Origin of the sequence: Nonomuraea jabiensis (assembly GCF_014204795.1) — a bacterium.
GTDB lineage: Bacteria > Actinomycetota > Actinomycetes > Streptosporangiales > Streptosporangiaceae > Nonomuraea > Nonomuraea jabiensis.
This window is the reverse complement of record NZ_JACHMB010000001.1, coordinates 9,785,177-9,811,092: the sequence shown is the minus strand read 5'-3', so window position 1 is coordinate 9,811,092 and position 25,916 is coordinate 9,785,177. Positions and strand designations below refer to the sequence as shown.

General features: G+C 71.3%; 27 protein-coding genes. 18 read left to right on the top strand and 9 right to left on the bottom strand.

Features of this window, described 5'->3' with window-relative positions; all coding sequences use genetic code 11:
* Nucleotides 1–4 precede the first annotated feature (4 nt).
* Nucleotides 5–1,138 carry an epoxide hydrolase family protein gene (locus HD596_RS44935; RefSeq protein WP_185075460.1) on the bottom strand — a complete coding sequence of 378 codons (1,134 nt, stop codon included), beginning with the start codon at nucleotides 1,136–1,138 and terminating at the stop codon, nucleotides 5–7.
* 89 nt (nucleotides 1,139–1,227) lie between these two features.
* Between HD596_RS44935 and HD596_RS44930 the strand changes: the two genes are divergently transcribed.
* Nucleotides 1,228–2,196, top strand: coding sequence for a helix-turn-helix transcriptional regulator (locus HD596_RS44930; protein ID WP_185075459.1), 969 nt, complete (start codon nucleotides 1,228–1,230; stop codon nucleotides 2,194–2,196).
* Nucleotides 2,197–2,212: 16 nt separating this feature from the next.
* Here the strand turns inward: HD596_RS44930 and HD596_RS44925 are convergent, their stop codons facing one another.
* Nucleotides 2,213–3,178 (bottom strand): Lrp/AsnC family transcriptional regulator, encoded by a 966-nt coding sequence (locus tag HD596_RS44925; protein ID WP_185075458.1) that lies wholly within the window; start codon nucleotides 3,176–3,178, stop codon nucleotides 2,213–2,215.
* Between the two features lie 131 nt (nucleotides 3,179–3,309).
* On the opposite strand from HD596_RS44925, the gene HD596_RS44920 reads away from it, so the two are divergent.
* From HD596_RS44920 to HD596_RS44905, 4 genes are all read left to right on the top strand, one after another.
* Nucleotides 3,310–4,764 (top strand): MFS transporter, encoded by a 1,455-nt coding sequence (locus HD596_RS44920; protein ID WP_185075457.1) that lies wholly within the window; start codon nucleotides 3,310–3,312, stop codon nucleotides 4,762–4,764.
* Between the two features lie 208 nt (nucleotides 4,765–4,972).
* The gene (locus HD596_RS44915) at nucleotides 4,973–7,492 is read left to right on the top strand and encodes a DUF7825 domain-containing protein (protein ID WP_185075456.1); all 2,520 of its coding nucleotides are present in this window, start codon (nucleotides 4,973–4,975) and stop codon (nucleotides 7,490–7,492) included.
* A 13-nt stretch (nucleotides 7,493–7,505) separates the two neighbouring features.
* Nucleotides 7,506–8,633 carry a phosphotransferase gene (locus HD596_RS44910; protein WP_185075455.1) on the top strand — a complete coding sequence of 376 codons (1,128 nt, stop codon included), beginning with the start codon at nucleotides 7,506–7,508 and terminating at the stop codon, nucleotides 8,631–8,633.
* Nucleotides 8,634–8,937: 304 nt separating this feature from the next.
* Nucleotides 8,938–9,876 carry a hypothetical protein gene (locus HD596_RS44905; protein ID WP_185075454.1) on the top strand — a complete coding sequence of 313 codons (939 nt, stop codon included), beginning with the start codon at nucleotides 8,938–8,940 and terminating at the stop codon, nucleotides 9,874–9,876.
* A 417-nt stretch (nucleotides 9,877–10,293) separates the two neighbouring features.
* Here HD596_RS44905 and HD596_RS44900 read toward each other — a convergent pair whose 3' ends face one another.
* Nucleotides 10,294–11,301, bottom strand: a complete 1,008-nt coding sequence (locus HD596_RS44900; RefSeq protein ID WP_185075453.1) for a DNA-binding protein — start codon at nucleotides 11,299–11,301, stop codon at nucleotides 10,294–10,296.
* A 490-nt stretch (nucleotides 11,302–11,791) separates the two neighbouring features.
* On the opposite strand from HD596_RS44900, the gene HD596_RS44895 reads away from it, so the two are divergent.
* The 3 genes from HD596_RS44895 to HD596_RS44885 all read left to right on the top strand — a co-directional run bounded on the left by HD596_RS44895 (nucleotide 11,792) and on the right by HD596_RS44885 (nucleotide 12,712).
* Nucleotides 11,792–11,989, top strand: a complete 198-nt coding sequence (locus HD596_RS44895) for a DUF4158 domain-containing protein (RefSeq protein WP_185079097.1) — start codon at nucleotides 11,792–11,794, stop codon at nucleotides 11,987–11,989.
* Between the two features lie 181 nt (nucleotides 11,990–12,170).
* Entirely contained in the window at nucleotides 12,171–12,425 is a 255-nt protein-coding gene (locus HD596_RS44890; protein ID WP_185075452.1) for a hypothetical protein, read from the top strand.
* Nucleotides 12,422–12,712 carry a hypothetical protein gene (locus HD596_RS44885; RefSeq protein WP_185075451.1) on the top strand — a complete coding sequence of 97 codons (291 nt, stop codon included), beginning with the start codon at nucleotides 12,422–12,424 and terminating at the stop codon, nucleotides 12,710–12,712. The genes HD596_RS44890 and HD596_RS44885 overlap by 4 nt, the downstream gene beginning before the upstream one ends.
* 217 nt (nucleotides 12,713–12,929) lie before the next feature.
* On the opposite strand, the gene HD596_RS44880 is transcribed toward HD596_RS44885, so the two are convergent.
* Nucleotides 12,930–13,844 carry an NAD-dependent epimerase/dehydratase family protein gene (locus HD596_RS44880; protein ID WP_185075450.1) on the bottom strand — a complete coding sequence of 305 codons (915 nt, stop codon included), beginning with the start codon at nucleotides 13,842–13,844 and terminating at the stop codon, nucleotides 12,930–12,932.
* Nucleotides 13,845–13,910: 66 nt separating this feature from the next.
* On the opposite strand from HD596_RS44880, the gene HD596_RS44875 reads away from it, so the two are divergent.
* Both HD596_RS44875 and HD596_RS44870 read left to right on the top strand, forming a co-directional pair.
* Nucleotides 13,911–14,507 carry a TetR/AcrR family transcriptional regulator gene (locus tag HD596_RS44875; RefSeq protein ID WP_185075449.1) on the top strand — a complete coding sequence of 199 codons (597 nt, stop codon included), beginning with the start codon at nucleotides 13,911–13,913 and terminating at the stop codon, nucleotides 14,505–14,507.
* A complete protein-coding gene (locus HD596_RS44870) occupies nucleotides 14,504–14,905 on the top strand; it encodes a site-specific integrase (protein ID WP_221519862.1) in 402 nt (133 codons plus the stop codon). The genes HD596_RS44875 and HD596_RS44870 overlap by 4 nt, the downstream gene beginning before the upstream one ends.
* Before the next feature lie 25 nt (nucleotides 14,906–14,930).
* Here the strand turns inward: HD596_RS44870 and bla are convergent, their stop codons facing one another.
* On the bottom strand, nucleotides 14,931–15,950 hold the full coding sequence (bla, locus tag HD596_RS44865; RefSeq protein WP_246555319.1) for a class A beta-lactamase: 1,020 nt from the start codon (nucleotides 15,948–15,950) through the stop codon (nucleotides 14,931–14,933).
* Nucleotides 15,951–16,234: 284 nt separating this feature from the next.
* On the opposite strand from bla, the gene HD596_RS44860 reads away from it, so the two are divergent.
* On the top strand, nucleotides 16,235–16,546 hold the full coding sequence (locus tag HD596_RS44860) for an SCO4225 family membrane protein (protein ID WP_185075448.1): 312 nt from the start codon (nucleotides 16,235–16,237) through the stop codon (nucleotides 16,544–16,546).
* A gap of 433 nt (nucleotides 16,547–16,979) precedes the next feature.
* Nucleotides 16,980–17,546: a GNAT family N-acetyltransferase gene (locus HD596_RS44855; protein WP_313046341.1), complete on the top strand. Its 567-nt coding sequence runs from the start codon at nucleotides 16,980–16,982 to the stop codon at nucleotides 17,544–17,546.
* Between the two features lie 45 nt (nucleotides 17,547–17,591).
* On the opposite strand, the gene HD596_RS44850 is transcribed toward HD596_RS44855, so the two are convergent.
* Nucleotides 17,592–17,774, bottom strand: a complete 183-nt coding sequence (locus HD596_RS44850) for an SDR family oxidoreductase (RefSeq protein ID WP_246555317.1) — start codon at nucleotides 17,772–17,774, stop codon at nucleotides 17,592–17,594.
* Between the two features lie 126 nt (nucleotides 17,775–17,900).
* Here HD596_RS44850 and HD596_RS62830 point away from each other — a divergent pair, with 126 nt between their 5' ends.
* Entirely contained in the window at nucleotides 17,901–18,284 is a 384-nt protein-coding gene (locus HD596_RS62830; protein WP_246555315.1) for a PQQ-dependent sugar dehydrogenase, read from the top strand.
* A 35-nt stretch (nucleotides 18,285–18,319) separates the two neighbouring features.
* Entirely contained in the window at nucleotides 18,320–18,883 is a 564-nt protein-coding gene (locus HD596_RS44840) for a dihydrofolate reductase family protein (RefSeq protein ID WP_185075447.1), read from the top strand.
* A gap of 54 nt (nucleotides 18,884–18,937) precedes the next feature.
* On the opposite strand, the gene HD596_RS44835 is transcribed toward HD596_RS44840, so the two are convergent.
* The gene (locus tag HD596_RS44835) at nucleotides 18,938–19,684 is read right to left on the bottom strand and encodes a DUF6891 domain-containing protein (protein WP_221519860.1); all 747 of its coding nucleotides are present in this window, start codon (nucleotides 19,682–19,684) and stop codon (nucleotides 18,938–18,940) included.
* Here HD596_RS44835 and HD596_RS60880 point away from each other — a divergent pair.
* Entirely contained in the window at nucleotides 19,676–19,813 is a 138-nt protein-coding gene (locus tag HD596_RS60880) for a hypothetical protein (protein ID WP_221519859.1), read from the top strand. The two genes, HD596_RS44835 and HD596_RS60880, sit on opposite strands and share 9 nt — an antisense overlap.
* 239 nt (nucleotides 19,814–20,052) lie before the next feature.
* Here HD596_RS60880 and HD596_RS44830 read toward each other — a convergent pair whose 3' ends face one another.
* Both HD596_RS44830 and HD596_RS44825 read right to left on the bottom strand, forming a co-directional pair.
* Nucleotides 20,053–21,528: a sulfatase-like hydrolase/transferase gene (locus tag HD596_RS44830; protein ID WP_221519858.1), complete on the bottom strand. Its 1,476-nt coding sequence runs from the start codon at nucleotides 21,526–21,528 to the stop codon at nucleotides 20,053–20,055.
* A 9-nt stretch (nucleotides 21,529–21,537) separates the two neighbouring features.
* On the bottom strand, nucleotides 21,538–23,001 hold the full coding sequence (locus HD596_RS44825; protein ID WP_185075446.1) for an ABC transporter substrate-binding protein: 1,464 nt from the start codon (nucleotides 22,999–23,001) through the stop codon (nucleotides 21,538–21,540).
* Between the two features lie 141 nt (nucleotides 23,002–23,142).
* On the opposite strand from HD596_RS44825, the gene HD596_RS44820 reads away from it, so the two are divergent.
* The 3 genes from HD596_RS44820 to HD596_RS62825 are packed head-to-tail and all read left to right on the top strand — an operon-like array spanning nucleotide 23,143 to nucleotide 25,915.
* Nucleotides 23,143–24,150, top strand: coding sequence for a LacI family DNA-binding transcriptional regulator (locus HD596_RS44820; protein WP_185075445.1), 1,008 nt, complete (start codon nucleotides 23,143–23,145; stop codon nucleotides 24,148–24,150).
* The gene (locus HD596_RS44815) at nucleotides 24,147–25,076 is read left to right on the top strand and encodes a carbohydrate ABC transporter permease (protein ID WP_185075444.1); all 930 of its coding nucleotides are present in this window, start codon (nucleotides 24,147–24,149) and stop codon (nucleotides 25,074–25,076) included. The genes HD596_RS44820 and HD596_RS44815 overlap by 4 nt, the downstream gene beginning before the upstream one ends.
* Nucleotides 25,073–25,915, top strand: coding sequence for a carbohydrate ABC transporter permease (locus HD596_RS62825; RefSeq protein WP_221519857.1), 843 nt, complete (start codon nucleotides 25,073–25,075; stop codon nucleotides 25,913–25,915). The genes HD596_RS44815 and HD596_RS62825 overlap by 4 nt, the downstream gene beginning before the upstream one ends.
* Nucleotide 25,916: the final 1 nt, after the last annotated feature.

The window sequence follows — 25,916 nt, the reverse complement described above, 5'->3', positions numbered from 1 at the left end:
AACGTCAGCGGACCTTGGCGAAGAACGCGCGCAGGTCGGCCGCCAGGCGATCGGGCTGCTCCATGGCGACGAAGTGGTGCCCGGCCGTGTTGTCCTCCGGCCAGTGCAGGATGGTGTTGTGCCGCTCGGCGAGCCGCCGGATCCCGGGCGGCCCGCTGTAGACGCCGGTGGGCGCCACCGTCTGCCCCTGGGGCCAGCCGAAGCCCGTGCTGTCGTAGTACGGCCAGGACGACGTGCCGAAGGTCCCGGTGAGCCAGTAGAGGCTCACGTTCGTCAGGAGGAGGTCACGGTCGATCACCTCCTCCGGCGTCTTGGCCGCGACGGTGAACTCCTTGAACTTGTGCGTCATCCAGGCCAGCGCCCCGACCGGGGAGTCGTGCCAGCCGTAGGCGAAGGTCGCCGGCGCCGCGCGCAGCAGCCCGTGATGGTCCACGCCGTTCATCCAGTCCTGCCCCTGCAGCAGCGCGTACGCTGCCCGCTCCTCCTCGGTCATCTCCGGGACGTCGTCCTCGGTGGGGAAGCCGAGCCCGCTGATGACGTAGACGCCGATCACGTGCTCCGGGTCGGCCGTGGCGACCTCCGGGGCGACGTACGCGCCGTAATCGCCGCCCTGGGTGCCGTAGCGGTCGTATCCGAGGCGGCGCATCAGCTCCGCCCAGATCCGCGCCACGCGCGTGACGTCCCAGCCGGTCTCGCGCGGCGGCGCCGAGAAGGCGAACCCGGGCAGCGACGGCACCACGACGTGGAACGCCTGAGCGGGGTCGCCGCCGTGCGCGCGGGGGTCGGTGAGAAGCTCGATGAGGTCGGCGAACTCCACGAAGGAGTTCGGCCAGCCGTGCGTCAGGACGAGCGGCAGGGCGTCCGGCTCGGCGGAGCGCACGTGCAGAAAGTGGATGTCCTGGCCGTCGATCTCGGTCATGAACTGGGGGAACCCGTTCAGCCGCGCCTCGTGCCGGCGCCAGTCGTAGCCGTCGCGCCAGTAGGAGGCCAACTCCTCGAGGTGGTCGGCGGGGACGCCGCGGCTCCAGCCCTCGCCCGGCAGCCGCCGGGACCACCGGGTACGGGCCAGCCGGTCGTTCAGGTCGTCCAGGTCGGCCTGGGGGATGTCGATGCGAAAGGGGCGGATCTCGGTGCCCATGATTGTCCTCCTGTGGTCGCGATGACGGGACCGACGGTAGGAGGCATCTAGGTCGATCCGTGTCCTACATGGCACGCATACTTGGAGTCATGAGCGACACCCCCGCACGGCTGCTCGCGCTGCTGTCGTTGCTGCAGACCCCGCGCGAATGGCCCGGCAGCGAGCTGGCCGAACGGCTGGAGGTCAGCCCCCGTACGGTTCGCCGCGACATCGACCGCCTGCGCGAGCTCGGCTACCCGGTGCAGGCGACGATGGGCGCGATGGGCGGCTACCGGCTCGTCGCCGGCAAGGCCATGCCGCCGCTGCTGCTGGACGACGAGGAGGCGGTGGCCATCGCGGTGGGCCTGCGCATGGCGGCCGGGCAGCCGGTGGCCGGCATGGAGGAGGCCTCCGTACGCGCTCTGGCCAAGCTGGAGCAGGTGCTGCCGGCGCGGCTGCGGCAGCGGGTGGGCGCGCTCGGGGCCGCCACGGTATCGATGACGGCGGCGAACGGGCCCAGCGTCGACCCGCAGAACCTGGCCGTGCTCGCCTGGACGGCCGCCAACCGCGAACGCCTGCGCTTCGACTACCAGGCCAACGACGGGAGCCGGAGCAGCCGCCTGGTCGAGCCCTACCGCCTGGTGGCCGGCGGGCGCCGCTGGTATCTGCTCGCGTACGACAACGACCGCGACGACTGGCGGATCTTCCGCGTCGACCGGCTCAGCGCCCCGCGGCCGACCGGCGTGCGGGTCGCGCTCCGCGAGCCGCCCGAGCCGGACGCGGCCGCCTTCGTCACGCGCAAGATGTACTCGATCGTTCCCACCTACGAGGTGCGGGCGACCCTGCGCCTGCCGGCCGAGGAGGTGATCCGGCGGCTCGGCGCCGCTCCGGACGACGTCCGGCCCGTCGATGGGCACAGCTGCGAGCTGCGCGGACACGCCGACACCCTGGAGTGGCTGGCGGCGCGGCTGCTCATGCTCGGCTGCGAGTTCGAGGTGCACGACCCGCCGGAACTGCTGGCGTACCTGCGAGAGGTGGGTGGTCGCGCCGTCCGGGCCGCCGGCGTTGCCGAGGGCTGATGACCGCTCGTGAGGGTCAGGGGCCGGGCCGGAGCGGTCCGGCGTGCTTGACGGTCTGCAGGACGGGAGCCGTCTCGATGGTACGGATCTCGGGCAACGCTCCCAGCCGGTGGGTGATGTAGCGGTGCAGGTGATCGGTGCCGGAGCACAGCGCGTGGGCCAGCAGGTTGGTGGGGCCGGTGGTGTGGGCGACGGCGGCCGGCTCGTCGTGGCCCGCCAGGGCGGTGGCAACCTGGTCGAGGTGCGCCGGCGCGATCGCCATCCAGAGCAGCGCCTGCGTCGCCACGCCGAGGGCGACGGGGTCGATCTCGAGGTCGAAGAAGATCGTGCCGTGGGCGCGCAGGTCGGCCAGGCGCCGCGCGACCGTGGCCTCGGACCAGCCGGTGCTCCTGGCGAGGTCGGCGTAGCCGGCGCGGCCGTCGTGGCGCAGGGCGTCGAGCAGGGCCTGGTCGGTGCGGTCCAGTGACGGCCGGCCCGACGGCGCCGCGTGGGCCCGCCTGAGCTGCCGCTGCTGCTCCTCGTCGAGGGTCTGGGCGATGCCCTGCCACGCGGTGGGCCCGCCCCGGTAGGAGTGGAGCAGGTACTGGGCCGAGACCGAGGTGATCCCCGCCTTCCTGGGCAGGTCGTGCAGCAGCATCGAGGGCGGGTCGTCCACGCCGTGCGGGACGTGGACCATGGCGAAGATCTCGGTGCCGCCGGACAGCAGTTTGATCCATGACGTGTCGGGCCGCCGGGCCAGGGCCTGGGCGAGGGTGCGGGTCGCGGCCGGGCTGGTGCTGAGGCGGACCACCCACTGGCTGCGCCCCACCCGGCGCGGGTCGGGCAGCCCGACGACGCGCAGGGAGGCGTTCGCGCGCAGCCGCTGGTAGCGGCGGGCCACGGTCTGGGTGGACACGCCCAGCACCCGGGCGATGCCGCTGAACGGCGCCCGCCCGTCGATGTGCAGGGCATGGATCAAACCACGGTCCAGATCGTCGAGCATGAGCGAATCATGCACCAGACCGTGCTTCGTGGAAAAATCGCCCGAACATCGCGGGCCTTGTGGAATCGCCGGTGCCGGTGGCCGCAGCCTTGGTCGCGGAATTCATCCGTACGACTGAGGGGGACTGAGACATGCCGGTTCGACCGGATCCGACGGCGGCCTACCGGTGGCGGTGGGCCGTGCTGGGCGCGCTGCTGACCGCTGAGGCGATGAACGTGCTGGACTCGACGATCGTGCAGGTCGCGGCGCCGGTGATCCGCGCCGGGCTCGGCGGCTCCGAGTCCGCCATCCAGTGGTTCAGCTCGGCCTACACGCTGCCGTTCGCGGCGTTCCTGATCTTGGGTGGCCGGTTGGGAGACCTGCTCGGCCGCAAGCGGGTGTTCCTGATCGGGGTCGCGGGGTTCACGCTGGCGTCGTTGTGCTGCGCGCTGGCGCCCGGCGCAGGGGTGCTGATCGGGGCGCGGGCGCTCCAGGGCACGGCCGCCGCCCTGGTCATCCCGCAGACGATCGGGCTGATCCGGTCCATGTTCGCCGGCGCCGAGCTGGCCAGGGCGATGAGCACCATCGGGCCCGTCATGGGCCTGTCGGTGATCTGCGGGCCGGTGCTCGGGGCCGTGCTCACCCACGCCGACCTGTTCGGCTCCTCGTGGCGGGCGGCGTTCCTGGTCAACGTGCCCCTCGCTGTGGCCGTGCTCGCCACCGGACCCCTGCTCCGCGAGGACCGGGCCGCACGGCCGCCCCGGCTGGACCTGCCCGGGACCGGGCTGGCAGTGCTGGGTGCCGGGCTGGTCGTCTACCCGCTCATCGAGGGCGGCGACGTCGTACGGCCGGGGTGGGGTGCGGCCATGCTCGTCGCCGGGGTCCTCGTCCTGGTGGCGTTCGGGCTCCACCAGCGCCGCCGGGCCCGGCGCGGGCGCGCTCCCCTGGTCGAGCCGAGCCTGTTCGGCGACCGGGTCTTCCCGGCCGCGCTGGCGACCTCGACGCTGCTCTTCGCGGTCACCAACGGGCTGATGCTGGTCATCGTGTTGCAGGTGCAGCTCGGCCTGGGCCGCGACGTCCTGACCGCCGGGCTGACGCTGCTCCCGTGGTCCTGCGGGCTGGCGATCTCCTCGGCGATCGTGGGCGCGCGGATGACGCCGCGCCGCCTGACCCGGGTCATGTTCGCCGGGCTGGGCGTCCTGTTCGCCGGGGTGCTGGGCGCCCTGGCCGCCTACGCGGGTGCCCACCCGTGGCCGCTGCTTGCGGCGCTGGCGGTGTGCGGGGCCGGGAACGGCATGGTCACCGTCCCGTTCTTCACCGCCGCCCTGGCGCGCCTGCACCCCCATCAGGTCGGGTCGGCGGCCGGCCTGCTCAACGCCGTCCAGCAGTTCGGCGGCACGCTGGGGATCGCCCTGCTCGGCAGCGTCTTCCTGCACGGCCTGGCCGGCGGCTCGGATGCGGGCGCGGCGGCGGCGCTCGCGTTCGGGCTCGGCCTCGTGCTGCTGGCCGCCACGGCCGTCGCCGCGGCGTTCATGAGAGCCCCCGTCGTTCCCGCGCCGGAGCGGGAGCGTGCGGCCGCAGGTGAGCCGTCCCGTTCCCCGCTCTGACCGCGGAACTTCTGCCGGAAGGTCGCCGATGGCAGGGCACCCTCGGGCGTCGTCCACGTGCCGCGGGGCTGGTCGACGTGCGGGGCCCGAGATTGTCGTGGGTGATCGCTAGGGTCACCGTCATGGTTGACGCAGCGGAGGTGTGTTCATGCGCCGGCTCTTGCCGGCCATGCGCCGGTTCTTGCCGGCCCGTGTCGGAGGTGGCCGGATGAGCGCTTGGGAGCGCCTGGTCAAGCTGGCCAAGGGCGGTGACGTGGCCCGAGTCTTCCACCTGCTCCTCGAGCTGGACGCCGACGATCGCAAGGCGGTGGCGGCGCAGCTGCCGGGCCACCTGTCGGGGCTGCGGCCGGCGGACTGGGGGTCCTGGCGGCACCAGCTCAGGCCGTTGCGGCTGGCGGGCGTGGCGTGCCTGGGCGGCGCGGCGGCCGTCACGGCGTGGCTGTTCAGGCGCGAGTTCCAGTGGGCCCAGCACGGCGACGACGAGCGCATCATCCTGCTGCTGCGGCAGCGGCCGGCCGAGTGGCGGGCCGACGTGGCCCGCCGCATCGCCGCCCGCCTGCGCCTTCCCGAGCTGCGCCACTGGGAGGTGGCCGCGGCGCTCGTGCGCGAGACCGGGATCGAGCCGCCGGACGGCGACGCGTTCATGGTGGGCTGGTTACGCTCGCTTCACTCGCGGACGGCGGCCACCGATCCGCTGTTCACCGCGTTCGCGCCGCGGCTCTTCGAGATCGACGGCCTGGGCGAGGCCCTCCCCGAGCAGGTGGGGACCATCGCCCGGCTCGTCGAGGACGGCCCGCTGGAGCGCAAGCCGGTCATCGACGGCATCGTGGGGCGGCTGCTGCGTGACGGGCCGTCGGCGCTGAGCGCCCTGGTCGTCCTGCACGATCGGCTCGACCTCGACATCGACGAGTCCGCCGAGCGGGCCAGGGACTACACGCGGCTGCTGCCGGCCGGGCCGGTGGCGGTGGCCGATCTGGCGCTGGCGCAGCTGCGTCGGCTGGAGGAGGCTGGGCGGCTGGAGGAGGAGCTGTTCGCCGAGGCGGTGGAGGCGCTGGCGTTCCGGCCGGAGAAGAAGCTGCTGCGCGCGGCCCTGTCGTGGGCCGGCGATGCCGTGCTGCGTGACGCCCGCCGCGCGGACGTCGTGCTGGCCGCCGTGTCCCTGATCTTCGCGCAGGACACGCTGGCGCTGCAGGAGCGTGCCGTGCGGCTGGCCGTCAAGCTGGCCCCGCAGGCGGGGGAGACCGGCCGGGAGGCGGTGCGGCAGGCGGCGGCCGGGCTGCCCGAGGAGCTGCTGGAGCGGGTCTCGGCGGCGTACGGAGGCGACATCGCCGCCGAGGAGGTGACCGTCACGCCGCTGCCGGCGGTGGGGCAAGGGCCGGCGTTGCCGGCGCCGTACGCCTCGCCGGAGCAGCTCGTACGCGCGGTGAGCGCCCACGAGGTGGACCCGCACACCTTCGAACGCCTCCTGGCCGGGCTGGTCGAGTGGTCGCGGCGGGCGCCCGACGCGCTGCGCGAGGCGTTGCGTCCCTGGCTGGAGCCGTTCGATCCGTTCTTCTTCGGTCCCAACAGCGAGAACCCCCTCCATGTCGTGCGCCGGGTGTTCCTCGCGTTCGCCTCGCCGGAGGGCGGGCACCGGCAGCCCACGCCCGCCATCCGGCAGCCGCCGACCCTGGGCGGGTTCAAGCAGCTCTACTTCGGCCGCGCCGCCGAGCTCGCGCGCTCGTTCGAGGAGGGCGACGGATACCCGGTCCTGCTGGCCACGCCCACGGCGGGCAGTGGCCACGTCGATCCGGAGGTGCTGCTCGACCGGCTCGAGCTGCTGGAGGCCGCCGGGGCGCGGGCGTTACCCGGCGACCTGATCCAGGCCCTGCTGCGGCTGCCCCGCGACGTCCCCGACGCGTGCGTGCGGCGGGCGCAGCGGCTGGCCTCCGAGGCGGGCCGCGCGTGCGCCGCCTGGATGCGCGACGGTGGGGCCCCCGATCCGCGGGTGACGGTCCACCTGGCCAAGGAACGTAACGGCTACTACCTGACGGGTGTGCCCGCCCTGCGCTCCGTGGTGGACGTGCCGGACGATCTTCCCGAGGAGCTCCGCCCGCTCTACCGGCCGGAGACCGGCTACGCGTTCACGCTCGAGTGGTGGCCGCTCGCCATGCCCTCGCACCCGGAGATCGTGGCCGCGCACCTGGTCTGGATGATGTCGATCTGCATCGACTCCAGCGAGTCGCAGACGCAGGCGCTGGTCGGCCTGGCCCACGCCGACGGGCCGCTCGGCAGCGCGGTGGCGCACGCGCTCGCCTGCGGCATGGGCCACGCGCACGCCGCCGAACGCGCCGCCGCCACCGACGCCCTCCTGACGCTGGCCGCCCGCGGCCGGGTGCCGGCGCAGGCCCTGGCGCAGACGCTCACGAAGCTGGTCGCCGAGGGGTTCCTCAAGCTCAACCGGGTGGTGTCGGTGCTCGACGACGCCACGCAGGCCGGGGCCCACGAGGCGGTGTGGGAGGTGGTCGTGCGGCTCTTGCCCGGACTGCTGCCCCAGGAGGGCGAACGGCCCCGCGCGGGCGTGTCCGACCTGCTGGCGGCGGGGGCCCGGGCGGCCAGGATCGGCGGCGTACGGGCCGAGCTGCCGGAGGTGGCGGCGGTGGCGGCCCGTAAGGGGTCGAGCAGGCTGGTCCAGGAGGCGCGGCGGCTGCAGCACCTGGTCGCACTCCCTCAGAAATCTACTTTGTAAAGGCGCCGGGCTGATGATCATCCTCGATCCCACAGAGAACAACCTGGTCCACAAGGTCGAGAAGCTGCTGTCGCCCGCGACCGTCGTCGGGTGGCGGCGGCTGGAGCCATGGGCGGTCGCGCGGGCACAGCTGAGCGGCTCGGACGGCTCGGACGGCTCGGTGATCGTGAAGTGGATGCGGCCTCATGGGCCCGGTCCCGACCGTTCGGAGTCGTGGCGGCTGCGCAGCGAGGTGGCCGCCCTGCGGTTCCTGTCGGACGATCTCGGCGTGCGGCTGGCCGCGCGGGTGGTGGCGGTGGATCTGGCGGCGGGGGTGGTGGTGCTGGAGGATCTGGCGCCGCGGGTGGCGCTGGACGGCCTGCTGCTGGCGGACGGGGCGGCGGCGCATGGGGAGCGGCTGGCGGCGTTCGCCCGGATACGCGGTCAGCTGAACGCCGTGACCGCCGGCCGGGCGGAGGTCTATTACGCGCGCAGGGCGGCTCTGGGGGCGGTCGATCGGGTGGCGGACTGTGCGGGGAGGTACGCCGGGTTCCGGGAGGAGGGGCGGCTGCAGGTGGCGGCCTTGGGGGTGGAGGTCGCCGGTGGTGCCGAGCGGGAGTTGGCTCTGGTGCTGGAGGAGTTGGAGGATCCGGGGCCGTTCCTGGCGTTGAGCAACGGCGATCCGGAGGCCAACAACGTTCTGGTGCGGGTGACGGGGGCGCCGGACGCGCGGCTGATCGATTTCGAGTTCGCCGGGTTCACGCATGCGCTGCATGACGCGGTCTGCCTGTACGTCCCGGGTCCCGCGTGGCTGTCGGTGGACTGGCGGATGGGGGCGGCGTATCGGCGGGCGCTGGCCGTGGGGGTGCCGGAGGCGGAGGACGATCGGCGGTTCGGGTTCGGGCTGGCGGCGGCGTGCTTCTCGTACATGTTGCTGCGGCTGCAGCGGTTGTCGCTGGTGGACGGGCGGGGGCCGGGTGATGACAGCCGGGTGCAGCTGGTGGCGACGGTGGAGGCGGCGGCGCGGGTGGCGGAGTCGTTCGGTGTGCTGCCGGGGCTGGCCGGGTGGGGGTGGCGGGTGGCCGAGGCATTGCGGCGGCGGTGGCCGGACGCGGATGTGGACGTGGCGGGGTTACCGGCGTTCGTGGCGCGCCGGCGGTGAGGGGTGGAGGGCGTGGGTTTCGGGCTCGCAGGACACGCTCCTGGTTGAGGTCGGCGAGCACCGCGAACAGCGGGTTCGACTGCCACTCGTGAGGCGCCGTGCCACCGCGCCCGTGGGACCCTCCTCTGTGATGGGCCGTGCCAGCCGCCGGTGGAGACCCGCCGTGGTGGGCGGCGACACCGCGTCGGTGGGGACCCTTCTCCGTGGTGCGCACTCCACGGGCGCGGACCCTTCGTGGCGCGGACCCTACGGGCGAGCGGTCGGGTGCCGGAACGTCTGGGGCTGTTCGTTCGTCATCCGGAGTGTGACGAGTTCTTTAGATCTCGACGAGCGGCTGCGTGCGGCGGCCGCTCGAATGCATCGAGCTGACCGCCTGCGGCGTCAGCAAGCGGCCACCGTAGAGCAGATCAAGCAGGCCCACCACACCCTGACCGGCCTGGAGAAGGATCTGTCCAAGGAGGAGGCCGACGTCACGCGCCTGGAAGGCGGGCTGACCGCTTTGCTGGCCCGCCTGGTGAACCAGCGCGAGGAGCGGCTGGAGCGTGAGCGTGCCGAGGCCGCCGCCGCCAGGCAGCGGCTCGACGGCCACCGGGCCCGGCTGGCCCAGATCGAGGCGGACGCGCAGGCGATCGAAGCCGAGCTGGCGGTACTCGCGACGGCCTCGGAGGAGTACGAGACGCTGCTGGCCCAGAAGGAACGGCAGCTACTCGCCAGCGGTGATGCCCGCGCCCGTGAGCTGACAGAGCTCGGCGCCGCGCTCGACCGCGTCGCGGCGCAGCTGCGCGAACAGGCGGAGGCGTACCAGGCTGGGCAGGCCGCACTCCAGGCGCTGGCCAAGGTGCTCGGCTACCTCGGCTCGGCCAAGGGCGCCTCCACCTGGGACCTCTTGGGCGGCGGCCTGATCGCCGACGCCGTCGAGCACAACCGGCTGCGCTCCGCCGACGAGGCCGCCTGGCACGCCCAGCGGGCCCTGGACGTCTTCTCTCGCGAACTCGCCGACGTCGGGGTCTCCGCGCATCCGCGCCTGCCCGAGGTGGACACGCGGTGGTTCGTCGACACGTTCTTCGACAACATCATCACCGATGTGATGAAGCATCAGCGCATCGAGAACACTCGCGCCGAGGTCGAGCGGACGGCCCAATGGGTCAAGGGCATGGGGACGCAGCTGCGGCACCGCGACGCCGTGCTGTCCGAAGAACGAGCGCGCCTGCTGGCCAAGCGGGAGGAGCTGCTGCGCGGTTGAGACGTCCGAGCGGGTGCCACGTCCTCGGATGATCGGCTCGCCCAGCACCCGCTGACTGTCGGTGAGCGTCACACCCGCCGACTGGACTCCCGCCCGTGAGCGCGCCGAGCCGCCGTGTCCGAGCGGACCGTCCGCCGCGCGCCGGCTTGGGTGGGCGTGGCCCCCGTGGTTGTGGCGGCTTACGTGCGTGCGGCTGCCCGGCGCGCTCACGGGAGGGAGTTGGAATGGGCGGTCTGCGGTGTGGCGGTCCCGCTGGTGGCGCCGTCTCGGTGTGGCCTGCGTCTGGTGGCAGCCGTTCTTTCCTGGCCCGCGCCATCCACGGTGTGGTGGCAGCCGTTCCTTCCTGACTCGCGCCACCCGCGGAGTGGTGGCAGCCGTGCTGGACCGGCCGTCCTTGCAGCCCAGGTGCGGATGGAGTCAGGTGGTGATGTCGGATTCGATGTGGGTGACGGCGGTCATGGCGCCGTAGGCGAGCAGGAAGACGGTGCAGTGGTCGCTGAAGCGGCGGTCGGTGGCGCGCCAGGCGGCGACGTGCTCGTCGGTGATGGCGTGCGGTGCCAGGCCGGCGAGGATCGCGACGCGCGCGCCCGCGCGCTCGTCCGGTGCCAGGCCGGCCAGCGGCTGGTCGAGCCAGTCGCCGACCTGCAGGCGGCGGCCCCGGTGTTCGGCGATCACCTCGGCCGTCACGGCCGCGGCCTCAGGGGTGAGCAGGCCGGCGCCTTGGGCGGCGGTGGCGGTGAGGGTGGCGTACGCGGTGCCGATCGGGTGGTCGCCGGCCCACGGCGGGGGTGGCGCGGTGGGCAGGCCGTCCAGCAGGGGGAGTGTGGCGCCGGGGCGCAGGGCCTGGTCGAGCGGGCGCAGGACGGGGGCGCCGTCGAAGGGCGGTTCGTCGTCGGGGTTCAGGGTACCGGGGGTCAGCCCGGCGGGCAGCATGGCGGCCGCGACCCGGTCGACGAAGTGCGTGAACAGGAGCGTGCCGAGGAATTCGGCGGCTTCGGGCCCGGCGGGGAAGGGGGGCCGTAGCGGCTCGCGGGTGGCCACCCCGGTGGAGGCGGCCCAGTCCAGCAGGGCGGCGAGCCTGGCGTCGGCGGGCGGGTCGCCGCGTTCGATGGTCTCGGCCAGGTGCGGCTCGCCGAGCAGGCGCAGCACCGACAGGAACGCCTGGATGTCGTAGTCGAGGTCGTTGGCCTGCGCCCCGCCCAGTGCCACGACGGTCTTCTCCAGCGCCGGGACGTCGCCGGCGAGCTGACTCTCGCGCATGAGCGACCAGCCCGCGGCCATGAGCTCGGGGGAGGGCGACATCATCATCACGACCGGGCCGATGCTGCTGAACTCGGCGTTGACCTGCACGTACACCTCGGCCACCACGCCGCGAGCGCGGTGCGGGAGGACGGGGGTGATGTGCCGTACCAGGGTCGATGACATGAGGCGATGCCTTTCTTCGGATGAGGTGTCGAGCATCGCGTTCCGGGTGCGGTGGTGTCGTCGTCCTGGTGATGTCACCGCCCGATACTCCCCAGGGGGTATCGGGTGGTGTGGCTACGGCGGGTGGAGTACGCGCCCATGGACTGGACGCGCGCCTTCTCGTAGCGGGCGTGGCGGGACACCCGGCTGTCGGGGCGAGCAGGGTGACGGGTCATCCGATCCCGTACAGCCGGGCGGGCGACCGGGTGCGACGCCGCCCCTGCGCTCGAAGCGGGGCATGACGAGCATCCGAACGAAAGTCCCGTTAGCGGGTGGCCCCTGCTAACTATTTGATCTTCCGCTCGTCCTGCTTGCCGGGCCTGGCCTACCTTCGGCGTCTATGCCGGTTGAGTTCTTGAGTGATGGTGAGGTGGCCGCTTCTCGGGTGCTCAGTCGCAGGCGGAGCTGGAGCGGTTCTTCTATCTGGAGGAAGCGGATCGGGCGTTGATCGCTGAGCGGGCGTGGGGCGCACGCCCGCCTCGGCTTCGCCTTCCAGCTGACGACAGCTCGCTACGTCGGGTGCTTTCTGACCGACCCGCTGGACGTGCCCGACGAGGTGCTGGTGTACCTCGGCGAGCAGCTCGGGATCGAGGATGTCTCGCAGATCAGCCAGTACACCGAGGGGTGCTGTCGCCGCGGCAGCGGATGATCCTGGAGATGCCGCTGGAGGTGCCCGGAGGCCGGCGCGCCTCGAACCTGGAACGCTGGCGCAAAGGCCCGGCGGCGTCCTCGGGCAGGAATCTGGAGAAGGCGCTGGAGCTCGCCGCAGGAAATCCTCGGAGTGGGGCTGGGGGACCATGCAGCTCCCGCCGGAGGTGCCGCATCAGCGGATGGTCGCCCTGGCGCGGTACGGCATGTTGGACCAGGTGCGGGAGGCGATCGATGCGATCGTGCCGCGGCGGGAGTTGTGGGAGGCGGTCGCGGCGGTGACCGGGATGGTGCCGCCGCCCGGCGCCGATGCCGACGGTGAGATGCGGGCGCTGCCGGCCTCCCGGATCGCCACCGTGTCAAGGTTCCTCAAGATGCTGACCACGGTGATCGAATTCGTTGCCAACCCGAAGACGCGCGGGCGGTCGCGGCGATGAAGCAGCTGCCCCGGCTGCTGGACGGACGTAAGAAGAAGGTCACCGAGGCCGACATCGACGCCGAGCTGGTGAAAGGGGTCCTTGAAGCGACTGGTGTTCAAGAGCCTGCCGAATGGCAGCCCCATCGGCAGCCTGGTGCAATATGCGATGCTGCCCGCGGGCCATCGCCATCGGGCGCGCCGGCGGCAAGCACCGGGCAGCCGGTCTGGTGGAGTTCCTGGCTCACCTGTTACGCGAGCGCGGCCGCGCCGTCGAGCATCGCCATGCGTGCCTGCCCCGTGTGCTGACGTAGGGGTGTCCGGGACCGACGCAACCAAGCCCCGGACGCTCAGCCCGGCATCGACCGCCAGGCCCTCCGTGCGGCTGTACGGGGTTTGGTTCGTCGTCGGGAGTCACCGATGCGGATCTGACGTGCGGGTTACTCCCGGCCTGGCCCGTTGCCCCAGGTCCTGCGGCCAGGTCGACGTTCAACCGCTCAACGAACTCTGGGGTTGTTTCTCAATCTCAGGCGGCGTTGCGGCGGAACCAGTCGAGGGTCGCGGCGATGCCGTCGGCGTGCGGGGTGACCTTGACCGGTCCGAACGCCTGGCGGAAGGCCGAGTCGTCGGCGATGAACGGACGGTCGCGCTGATACCAGGTCTCCCCGAGGGCGCGCACGGTCGGGTTGAACAGCCCGATCAGGCGCTGCATTCCCCGGCCGAGCCCGGCGACCTTCAGCTCGCCTCCCACTGCGGTCCGTACGAGGCCCAGGAACTCCCGGCCGGTGATCGCTTCGGCGGCGGGCAGGTGCCACGAGCGGCCGTCGGCCTCTGCGTGCTCGCCCAGCGTGACCAGCCCGGCGGCGACGTCCGGCAGGTAGGCGACGGTGTGCGGCTGGTCGAGGTCGCCGACCCAGCGGGCGGTCTTGCCGGCCAGCGCGGCGGCGAAAACGGTCGGGCCGATGGTGGTGTTGACCCCGCCGGGACCGTAATAGTCGGAGACCCGCCCCAGGGCCGCGCGGATGCGCCCGGTCCGGTGGGCGTCGAGGATCAGCCGGTCCACTTCGGCGCGGGCCCGGCCCTTGGGGTTGGTGGCGGCGTGCGGCAGGTCTTCGGTCATGGGGGCGTCGACCGGGCCGTAGACGTACAGGTTGTCGGCCATGACCAGCTTCGCCCCGGCGGTCTCGACCCCGGTCAGGACCGTGCGGATGAAGCCGGGGAACTCCTTGGCCCAGCGCTCGTACTTCGGCTGGGCGCACTGATAGACCACGGCTGCGCCCTCGCAGGCGGCGATGGCACCCTCGGTGGTGGTGACGTCGGCCCTGAAGGCGGCGCCTCCTCGGCTGACGGCCCGGACCTCGTGGCCGCGCGCGGTCAGCTCCGCGACGACGGCCGCGCCGATGCCGCCGGTGGCTCCAAGGACTACATGAAGGTCGGACATGTGATCACTCCTGCGAGGTCATTTCGAATCAGTGTTATATAACAACGTTATGATACTATCCCGTCCATGGCAAGACCGAGAAACCGCGACTACGACGAGCTTCGCCGAGAGCTGGTGGACGCCGGAGGCCGGCTCCTGGCCACCGAGGGCCCGGCGGCGCTGACCACCCGCCGCGTCGCGCAGCGGGCGGGCGTGTCCACCATGGCCGTCTACCAGGTGTTCGGCGACAAGGGTGGTCTCGTGCGCGAGATGTTCCTGGCCGGGTTCGAGCGGCTCGCCACGGCCTTCGCCGCCGTCCCGCACACCAGCGATCCGATCGCCGACCTCCTGGCGCTGGGGCATGCCTACCGGGCCAACGCCCTGGCCAACCCGCACCTCTACGAGCTGATGTTCGGCCGTCCCATCCCCGAGTTCCAGCCCGACGCCGAAGCCGCCGCCCAGATCCAGCCGACCTTCGACATGCTCATCGCCGCCGTCGCGCGCTGCGTACGGGAAGGAGCCTTCTCTCTCGCCGAGCCCGCTGACCTCGCCGTCGGGATCAACGCGCTCGCGCACGGGCTGTGCAGCCTCGACCTGCGCGGCGCCCTCGGCGACGCCACCGAGGCCCGCCGTCACTGGGACCGCGCCTTCGACACGATGGTGCGAGGGCTGCGCGCGGGGTGAGGGCAGCTGCCGACGACGTCTGCTTCACCGCCGTACCGCACACTCGGCGCGCCTGCCGCGGCGACCTGATCGCCTTCGCAGCCCACCACGGCGAGGAGATCGACGCACTGACCGCCGTGCCGGTTCGCGCGTTCCTGGCCGAGCTCGCCTGGCTGGCACCGGCCGGCCGTAAGCGCGAGCGCGCCGCGATCGTCTCCTTCGCCAAGTGGGCCGTCCGGCAGGAGTTGCTGCAGGCCAACCCGATGGACCGGATCGACATCGCGAAGGTGCCCAAGAGCCTGCCCTGCTCCGGCCGCGGCCGCCGACGTCGCCAAGGTGCCGGAGCGGGCATGCGTCTGTTCATTTGCGTACAGCCCCTGCCGGCTTTCGGCGGCTGGAGCGCACGATCTGGTTCATGATCGCGTTTGCGAACGGACGGGCCCGTCAGAGCCGGCCGAGGGCTTTGGCCAGCGCGGTCGCGGTGGAGGCGATCACCTTGTCGTCATGCGCGGTGTTGTCGGTGTTACGGTTGGTGAACACCGAAAGGATCATCGGCGCGTTGGACCCGGGCGACCAGACGATCGCCAGGTCGTTGGCGGTGCCGTAGTTGCTCGCGCCGCCGGTGCCGGTCTTGTCGCCGACCGTCCAGTCCTTGGGGAGTCCGGCCCGGATCCGGTTGGCACCGGTGAGGCTGGCCTTCAGCCAGCCGACCAGCCGCGCCCGGTCGCCGATGTGGAGGGTCTTGCCGGTGGTGAGCTTGGCGAAGGTCTGTGCGGCCGCGGCGGGGGTGGTGGTGTCGCGCTCTTCACCCGGCTGCCACTCGGTCAGGGTGGGCTCCGGTCGGTCCAGCCGACTTGTCCGATCACCGGTGGCGCGGAAGAACCCGGTCAGCCCGCGCGGCCCGCCGATCTGCTTCAGCAGCGTGTTGCCTGCGAAGCCGTCGGATTTGGTGATCCCGGCGCGGCACAGCTGTGCAGGTGTCATGCCGGTGTCGGTGTATTCGGTGGTCTCTGGGGAGTTCGTGGTCAGCCCGGCCATCTCGGCAGGCTTCCAGCGAACCACCTTGTCCATCAGCCCGGGGTCGCTGGTACGTGCTTTGTGCAGTACGGCCGCGCAGGCGAACACCTTGAACATGGAGTTGAGGGGAAAGCGCTCATCGGCTCGGTATCCGACCGTTTTGCCGGTTCCCAGGTCGATGCCGACCGCGCCGATACGCCCCTGGTAGGACTTCTCAAGTTCCTGCAGCGTCTTGTCCAGCTCGGAGTCGGACGGGGCGGTGGTCCCCGTCCGGGAGTCGACGCCGGAGGTGCCCTTCGCGCCGGTGGCGGCCTGCGCCGCACTGGCGGCGCCGCTCAGCAGCAGAGAAGTGGTCAATGTCGCGATCCCAAGACGCAGAAGTGGTTGTGCCATGGCGGAGAGCAGATCAGAAACCGGCCTGGGACGTCCAATATTGATATTGATCATTCAGTCATATCGATATGGATATCGCCGCCGATCTCCGCACGGCGGGGTGGCGGTTCTCGCCTTCCCGCCTCGCCCGCGTCGCGGCCGTCCGGGCAACCCACCTGCATGGCTCGTTACCTGCGTAAACCCTTTCGGCGAGACGCCTTCGAGCGGAAAGTCACGGCAAGCCGCTCACGTCTGTTCTGCTGCTCGTCATGCCCCGAAGCGTCGAGGAGGGTCGCGGCCGCGCGACCGTGAAAGGATCGTGGGTGGACGCCGTAGTCTCCCGTGAAGGACGTGGTTGGATGCGCCGTTACAGGAACGGCAAGGTCGCGGCTGTGCTCGCCGTCGTCTACGCCGCCCTCGTGCTGGTTCTCGGCGTGATCTCGCTGGTGATCCTGCTGACGGTGCGGGATCCGATCCTGCTGACCGGCGTCGCGCTCATCGCCGTCACCTTCCCTCTCGGATGGCTGATCTGGTGGGGATGGCACCTGGTGCCGCCTCAGATCGAGAACCCGGTGCTGCTTACCGTGGTCCTGGCCGGCGCCGGTCTGCTGCAGGCGTGGCTGATCTGGCGGATCTTCCGGGGGCGTCCGGTCCCCGGAGACGCCCTTTGATCCGGCGCCGAGCTCCCAGTTGCCGGTCCGATCCAGCCGGGCGCCGACGATGCGCTCGGCGTCGGCAGACGGCAGGTGCCGGTTGGTGAGGTCGTCCAGGGCGTGCCGGATCGCGGTGCGCTCGGGGCCCCCAGGAAGGACGCGGCGGGGGTGTTGAGGGCGCGGGCGATGGTGGCCTGCCCCACGTCGAGGAACGTGCGGTACCTCTCCCCGCCTTGGGCCAGGCGGTCGGCGGCCTGCTGCAGGGTGAGGTCGCCGCGCTCGGCGAGCGCGTCCACCAGAGCATCCTCCCGGGCGCTGCGCGGCGAAGCCGTCGTGGCCCCGAGCATGCCATGGCACGTCGCAAGGACCAGCTTCGTGGGGCGTCGCCTGGCTGACAGGAACTCTCCGAAATTCGTTGGACGTCTGTCGGACATTTTGCGATCATCCGCGCGTGACAGATGAAGCCGAACGCCAGACGTCGTTCCCCACCAGTTCGAAGCACGTGCGCTTTGTCGAGTTGTCGAGCGCTGCGATGTCCGCTCTGCTCGATGGGGATCTGCCCGCAGCCAGCGACACGGCCGGGGTCGCGCTGACCGAGTACTTCGTGACAGATAAAGCGCGGTGGCTGTGGCAGGTTCGGCTCGACCAGATGGCCGCCGATCCCCACCACGCGCGGTGGATGGCGCGGCAGGCGGTGACCGGGCCTGAAGGTGTCGTCATCGGTCATGCCGGTTTCCATGGACCGCCCGATGAGGCGGGCATGGTGGAGATCGGCTACGCCGTCGCTCCTGACTTCCGCCGCCAGGGCTATGGCCGAGCCATCCTGATCGAGCTGTTGCGCCGGGCGGCGGCCGAACCGGAGGTCAAGACCGTACGGGCGACGATCAGTCCCGACAATGTGGCGTCCCTGGCCACGATCGCCGGCTTCGGCTTCGTCCAGGTCGGCGAAGATTGGGATGAAGAGGAAGGTCTCGGACTCATCTTCGAAGTCCCCGCCAACCGCAGCCGACAGGCGTGACCTTCCCGGTGAAGGTGCCCGGTCACAGCAGGACCCTGGGCGGGCTCAGCGGGCGACGTAGCCGCCATCGACCGGAAGGGCGAGGCCGATCACGAAGCTCGCGCCCGGGCTGCACAGCCACAGGATGGCCTGGGCGATCTCCTCGGCGGTGCCGAGCCGGTTGATGGGCTGGTTGGCCTCGGCGTCGCCAAGGTCGAGCTCGCCCTTGGCGATCATGTCGGTGACCATCGGAGTGTCGATCGTGCCCGGGCAGACCGCGTTGATGCGGACGCCGGGCGGCGCGTACTTGGGGCGGCGCTGGTGGTCAGGCCGATGACGCCGTGCTCAGAGGCGTGGTAGGAAGCACGGCCGGGGATGCCGGATCTGGATGCCGGCGACCACACCGCCGCCCAGGACATGAACGTGCAGTTCGGGCAAGACACCTGGGACGAGCTCAACGTCATCCGGCCAGGCGGCAACTACGGCTGGCCCGAAGTCGAAGGCATCGCCAACCGGAACGGCTTCACCGACCGGGTCCAGCAATGGCCAGGTCCGCGGAGGGAGGGGGCGTTCTGCGCGAGAACGACCAGGTTCCGCATGAGCAGCCCGAAGCCGGCCTCCAGCATTCCGATCCCCGCGGCGAACACGACGTACGGACTGCCGGGCACGAGACGGCCCCGCAGCGCCACGACCACGGTTGCCTGGCGTGAGCAGAGGGAATTTCGAGCGGCTCGTACGGGCGCGCCGCTACGCTCTTGATCAACACCCCCTTCGGCCCGGAAGGAAGGCATCCAGTGCGCACGTTCAAACTGCAGGTCCAGATGACCGTCGACGGCTACATGGCCGGCCCGAAGGGTGAGATGGACTGGCTGAGCTTCCCGTGGACCGACGACATCAACGCCTACATCGAGGCGCTCACCGACTCCGTCGACTGCATCGTGCTGGGCCGCAGGCTCGCCGAGGGGTTCATCCCGGCGTGGGCGGCCGGGCCCGAGGGCGAGGACCAGAAGTCCATCGACCAGATGAACAACACGCCCAAGGTCGTCATCTCCAACACCCTCACCGAGTCGCCCTGGGAGAACGCCGTGGTCGCGGGCGGTGACCTCGCCGAGATCGTCAACGGGCTCAAGGCCCGGCCGGGCGGCGACATGATCGCCTACGGTGGCGGCACGCTCGTGTCGAGCCTGATCGCGCAGGGGCTGCTCGACGAGCTCCACCTGTTCGTCAACCCGGTCGCCATCGGCGCCGGAATGCCGGTGTTCGGCGACGCCGGCGACTACAGGCGGCTGCGTCTGGTCGCTGCCCGGCCGTTCGACTGCGGGATCACCGCGCTGCACTACGAACCGAAGCGCGTTTGAACCCCCGCCACCAAGGGGCAGGGTCCGCGTCAGCCTGGGCCAGGACGCTCCCTCCTACCCGACGAGGCGTTTGCGCCAGTCCAGCGGCGTGACGGTGACAGCCCGCAGGGGGTCGCCGTTCCATTCCACCGACAGCCCGCTCTCTTCGAGTGCCGTCACGACCTCGCGGCCGATGGAAGTCGCCGTCGAGCCGTCGAACGTGCCGTACAGGAGCGTCAGCCCGTGCCCCCGCGTGGCCGCGTCCGTGCACTGCGAGTGGAAGTAGACGAAGCCGCGGGCGTCCGCCGCGCCTGCCGTGCCGATCTCCGCGTCGCCGCACGAACGGCAGCAGGCGAAGTCCTCCCGGGCCGTGATGCCCGCCTGCTCCAGCGCCGCGAAGGCCCGGGCGAGCCGCTCGGGGTCGGTCTCGCCCTGCCAGGCGGCCTGCTCCTCGACGCGCTCCAGCCACATCCGGTCGACCAGCTGCCATGCCTGCTCGCGCGACACCGGCCGGTGCTCGCCGGAGACGAGCTCCACCCGTTGGGCTCGCGTGGCATAACCGCCGGCCAGCACCTCGTGCAGGCGCGTTTCGAGCCGTTCACGCGTGTCGTCGTCAAGGTCGAGCGGGGGAGCGGGGTCCGGGGCCGGTCCCAGGTCGAGCGGCGCCCAGTCCAGCCCCAGCCCCCACTCGTGCTCCTGGCGGGCCCAGCCGGTCATGGCGGCGATCACTGGCTCCGGCTCCCCGACCGTCACCTGGAAGTGCCGCTCGGGGCCGCCGTCGCGGTGCTCCACCGTGTAGTCGCCCCCCGCTTCGTGCCACACCTGGAGGAAAACGTCAGGCAGATCCGGGATCCGCTGGACGACCAGGAACCTGTCGCCATCATCGCCGATCCGGCGGACGAGACCGGCGAGCTCCTGAGCGCCGGCATGGTCGCCGCCCCCGCCGGCTGAGGCAGCCCAGCGCTATTCGCCCCGGTCGACGACCGTCCCCTCGCCCCTGAGATGCTCGCCGGCGGCGAGGTCAGCACCGACCTCGCCCCGTACGCCGCCGCCGACCCCTCCCCGGCCCGCCGCCTTTGGGCCGGAGAACGCCTACTGGTGAAGTACCTTTCCCAGCCACGCCGGGCAGCGGCACAACGGATATCAGAGCACCGCGAGAGCGAGGACTGGCTGGTCTGCGCGGCCCGGGGCTACCTCCGTTCCGGGGCGTGCCAGTTGTGTGATGCGCGTTTAAGGGTGTATGCCGCCTCCGGGAGGTCGTCCCGGACGCGGATCATCCAGCGGGCGAGGTCGGTCGTGAGGGCGGCGCGGATCTCGGCGAGCGCCGGATCGTCATACCGGTTGTCCAGCTCCGCCGGGTCGGTCTCCAGGTCGTAGAGCTCGCCAGTGCCGCGCTCGTCCAGGAGCAGCTTCCATTGGGCGCGCCGGAGCATCACCGTCGTGCCGGCCTGGGTGACGGTGTTGAGCTCGTCGAAGGTGCGGCCCTCGTACGGGAAGTGCAGCGGAGGGCGCTCGTCGACGTCGTAGGACAGGCCGCCGAACCCGCGTTCGCCGTACCCGGTGGCGAACTCCTCAGCCGGGTACGGAGCCCCGGTGAGCAGAGGCCACAGGCTGCGGCCCTGGACGCCGGGCGGGATCACGACGTCGAGGACGTCGCAGATCGTCGGCAACAGATCGGCGAGCGAGACGAAGTCGGTGTCGTTGGCCAGCGGCCGCACCCCCGGCCCGGCCACGGCGAACGGGATGCGCATCAGGCACTCCGCCATGCCGGCGCCCTTGCGCTGCAGGCCGTAGTCGCCGGCGTAGTCGCCGTGGTCGGCGACGAAGAACACCAGCGTGTCGGTGTCCCGTCCGGTCTCACGCAGGTGGGTGAAGAACCGGCGCAGCTGGTCGTCGATGAGCCGCAGCATGCCGCAGTAGTTGGCGCGGTAGCGCCGCCACTCGGCGTCGTAGCCGGGCCGTTTCTCCTCGATCAGTTCCCGCAGCCAGGCGTACATGCCGCCCTTGCGCGCGGCGCCTTCGGGGCCCGCGAGCCGTTCCGGCATCTCGTCGGGGTCGAACAGGCTGAAGTAAGGCTCCGGCACCTGGTACGGGTTGTGCGGTTCGGGAAACGACAACCAGGTGAAGAACGGCCGGTCAGCGGGGGTGCGTTCGATGGCGTCGATCGCGCCGTCCACGATCCGGTGCGGGAACTGGCACTCCACCGGGAACGGCGTCGGCTCGTGCCCGACCGAGTGGTCCAGCTCGGCCAGCCACCGCTCGAAACGGGCCTGCTCGGGCGTCGCCGCGCCGTCCGGGCCGCGATCATGCCAGTACGGCGCCGCGAACGTGTCGAAGTCGGCCCGCTCGCGGTGGAAGTGCGTCTTGCCCGCCAGATGCAGCGCGTACCCGGCGTCGCGGAGCACGTCCACCAGGTCGGCCCCGCGCAGCACGTGCCGGGCGGCGCTGTTCTGGCGGACGCGGTGCGCGGACGGGTAGCGCCCGGTGAGCAGGCTGATCCGGGCGGGCACGCACAGTGGCGAGGTGGTGTACGCCCGCCGGAACCGCGTCCCGCCGCCCATCAGCCCGTCGAGGAAGGGCATGGTGTCCAGGGGGAAGCCGCTCGCGGCCGTCCAGTCGGCCCGCTGCTGATCGGTCATGATCAGCACGATGTTGGGTCGGTTCACGGTGCTCCGTCAGCGCTCGGCGTACATCGGCTTGGTGTAGTCCGTCCGCGGCTTCCAGTTGGGGAAGACGTAGTCGTCCAGGCTGACCTGCGCGCCCTTGGCCTTGGCCGCCGCGATCGCCGCGTCACGCATGGCGGCGCTGTCGCTGGACAGCTTGGTCAGCGCCGCACGCACGTCGGTGACGTCGCCGGTGAGCGCGCCCTGCACGATGTCCCCGAGGGTGGGGTTGACCGGTTTGGTGGCGATCTGCACCTGCTGGAGGTCCTTGTTGCCGGCGATCGGTTCGGGGGCCAGGAAGACGCTCTCCTTGAACCAGCCGATCAGCTTCTTGTAGGCGGGGTGCGCCTGGGACCGGTCGACGACGGAGATGTCGCGCGGCGGCTGCGACATGGTGTCGGCGACCCGGCGCGAGTACTCCTCCGTGGTGAAGTGCTCGCTCAGCAGCTTGCTCGCCAGCGCGGCGTTCTTGCTCGTCGAGGACAACCAGTAGTCCCCGGGCTGCGGCGCATGGTAGGTGGCCACCTCGGTGCCGGCCTCGGGCGTCAGGATCGGTCCCACGCCGAGCTTGTCCGCGAAGCCGGGCGTCGCCTTCAGCGCCACGCCGGGGCACCACGGGCCGTCGAAGTAGTACGCCGCGATTCCGGCGGTCCACCGGGCCCGGGCCACGTCGTCCAGCCAGGAGTTCGCCCCGGGCACCAGCACCTTGTCCCGGCTCAGCGAGACCAGGAACTCGATGACGTCGAGGTACTCGTCGGAGTGGAAGGCGAACTGGCCGTTGTCGTAGCGGACGCCGGCGGCCCCGGCGAACCCGGCCGCCTGCGCCAGGTCGTTGACCTGCTCGGCCAGCCGTATCGGCATGCCGATGTTCCACACCCAGCCGTACGTCTGGCCGCCGCCCTTGCTCTGCACCGCGCGCGCCGCGGCCCGGAACTCGTCGTATGTCTTCGGCGGCGCCTCGGGATCCAGCCCGGCACGCGCGACCAGTTCCTTGTTGAACCACGTCACCGCGGAGTAGGTCTGATGGCTGAAGATGGGGAAGGCGTAGATCTTGCCGTCGAACATGTGCAGGCCCTCGATGAGCGAGTCCTGGACCCGGGCCTTCGCCTGGGCGCTGAGCTCCAGCGGCTGCGACCATCCGGCGGCGACGAGCGCCGCGGCGGGCAGCGTGAGCCCGGCGTTGCTGCGCAGGTCGGGGAGTTGATTGCTCTGTTTGGCCAGTTGCAGCGCCTGGCCCAGCTTCGCGGGGTTGTAGTACGTGTACTGGACGGGGGCGCCGCCGGGGCTCTTGGCGAACTGGGCGAAGATCTCCTTCTTCGCCGACTGGAGCTGGTTCTGGTGGTCCCACCAGGTCAGCGAGTTGCCACCGGCACCGCCACCCCCGGCACCGCCACTCCCGCCGCACGCACTGGTCGCGGCCACGGCCGTGAGGGCACCCGCCGCGGCGAGGAACCCTCGCCGAGTCATCGCGGTCATCGGTCCTGCCTTTCACCGCGCGGCGCGTGAACGTGTCGTAAAGAAATGTTGCCGCGTGGCAAATTCATTCTTGCCACGCGGCATGCCGCGCGGCAAGACTTCTCCTTGAACAATGCTGCCGACTGGAGGATGTGAGCGGCTGTGGTCACCCAGCGCGACGTGGCGCGGCTGGCGGGAGTCTCCGTACGGACCGTGTCCAACGTCGTCAACAACTTCGCCTACGTGTCCGAGGAGACCCGCGCCCAGGTCCAGCGGGCCCTGGACGAGCTCGGCTACCGGCCCAACGTCGCGGCGCGCAGCCTCAACCGGGGACGCTCCGACCTGCTGGCCCTCGTGCTGCCGCTGGACGTGCCGTACTTCACCGAGTTGGCCGCCCACGTGGTGGACCAGGCGGAGGAGCGCGGCTACACGGTGCTGATCGACCGCACCGAGGGGGTGGCCGAACGGGAGCGGCAGATCGTCATGCGGCGGGACCGCTCGGCTCTCTTTGACGGGTTCATCTTCAGCCCGCTCGGCCTGACCCCCGACGAGCTGCGTGACTGGGCGGGCGAGTGCCCGGCGGTGACGCTGGGCGAGGTGCAGGTGGAGGGTGTGGACCACGTCGCCATCGACGACACCGCCGCCGCCAGAAGCGCCACCGCGCACCTGGCCTCCCTGGGCCGGACGCGGATCGCCGCCATCGGCCTGGTGGACCGGCCGGTGGGCAACACCGCGGCGCACCGGTCGGCCGGATACCGGCAGGCGCTGGAGGAGGCGGGGCTGCCCCTGCGTGCCGAGCTCACCGTGCCGGTGCTGCGCTACCAGCGCCAGGACGGCCGGCTCGCGATGGAGCGGCTGCTCGACCTGCCGGAACCGCCGGACGCGGTGTTCTGCTACAACGACCTGCTGGCGCTCGGCGCGATGCGGGCGATCCTGGCGCGAGGTCTGCGGGTGCCGCAGGACATCGCCGTGGCCGGGTTCGACGGCATCGAGGAGGGCCGGTTCGCCACCCCGCCGCTGACCACCATCGTGCCCGACAAGGAGAAGATCGCCGAGCTGGCCGTGCGGCGCCTGCTGGAGCGCGTCGAGGGCGACGACAGCGCCCCCGTACAGCTCGAGGCGCCGTGGCGGCTGATGGTCGATGAGAGCACCACGGGCGCGCGCGGATGACGGTCGCACTCCCCTCCGCGGCGCGCCGGCGCCGCGACCGCACCACCCTGTACGTCTGGCTGTTCCTGACCCCGACCGTGCTCCTGTACGGCGCGTTCACGGTCTACCCGATCGTCGGCAGCTACGTGTACTCGCTCACCGACTGGAACGGGTTTGACGCGAGCCCGTCGTTCATCGGCCTGGCCAATTACCAAGAGGTCCTGGCCGACCCGATGTTCTGGAGCTCGTTCCGGCTGACGCTGACGTTCATGCTCTTAGCGGTGCCGGTCCAGGTGCTGGCCACGCTGCTGCTCGCGATCGTGCTCAACTCGCCGCGCATGCCGCTGCGCAAATTGTTCCGTACAGCCCTGTTCCTGCCGGTGGTCACCACCACGGCGATCGTCGGCGTGGTCATGCAGTTCGTCTTCGACCCGGCCAGCGGCCCGGTGAACCTCGCGTTGCGCGAGGCCGGGCTGGCGCCGGACGGCGTCGACTTCCTCGGGCAGTCCTCGACGGCGCTCGGCACGACGATCGGCGTGTACGTCTGGAAGTGGTTCGGCATCACCCTGGTCTACTGGCTGGCCGCGCTGCAGACCGTGCCGAACGAGGTGTACGAGGCGGCCCGGCTCGACGGCGCCGGCGCCCTGGCCACGCTCCGCCACATCACCATGCCGCTGCTCAAGCCCTTCCTGGTGATCATCACCCTGCTCTCGATCGAGGCGTCGTTGCAGGTCTTCGACCTCGTCCTGACCATGACCAACGGCGGCCCGTTCTACTCGACCGAGGTGATCGAGGTGTACATCTACCGGTGGGCCTTCGCCGCGACGGTCCCCCGGCTCGGGTACGCGTCCGCGGCCGCCGTGCTGTTCGGCCTGTTCGTGTGCCTCGTCGGCATGGTGCAGCTGCTCGCGGTTCGCGCCACCCGCCGGGCCAGGGGGATGGCGTGAACGCGGCCAGGGTCCTGCGCCGGCTGCCCTGGTGGCTGGCCGCCGCCGCGCTCGCCATCGGCTGCCTGATCTGGATCTACCCGTTCCTGTGGATGGTCTCGGCATCGTTCAAGACGTCGGCCGAGGTGTTCACCAAGGGGCTCGACCTGCTGCCGGACGCACCGGAGTGGGCCAACTACGAGCGCGCGTGGGTCGAGGCGGAGTTCGGCAAATACCTGCTCAACACCGTGATCGTCACAGTGTGCACGGTGGTGGTCGTGGTGGTCAGGTGCGCCATGACCGGGTACGTCCTCGCGCGCCACGAGTTCCGCGGCCGCAAGATCATCATGGGCGTCCTGGTGGCCACGCTGTTCGTCCCGGCCGGGTACACCATCATCCCGCTGGTCGACCTGTCCCAGAAGCTCGGCCTGCTCAACTCGCTGACCGGCATCGTCCTGGCGATGTCGGGCGCCGCGAACGTGGCGGCCATCCTGCTCTATTTCGGCTACTTCCGCGGCATCCCCAAGGAGCTGACCGAGGCCGCGCTCATCGACGGCGCCGGCTTCGCCACCATCTTCTTCCGCGTCATGCTGCCACTGGCCAGGCCGGTGACCGCCACGGTCACCGTGCTGACCTTCCTGTCCACCTGGAACGCGTTCTTCCTGCCGCTGGTCTTCACGTTCTCGCGGCCCGACCTGCGCACCGTCAGCGTCGGCATGCTGGCGTTCGTCGGTGAGAACGCCACGGACTGGTCGGGCATGGCCGCCGCGGCGACGATCTCGCTGCTGCCGGTCGTCGTGCTGTTCATCGTGCTGCAGCGGTACTTCATCGAGGGCATCGCCGGTGCCGTCAAGTCCTGAT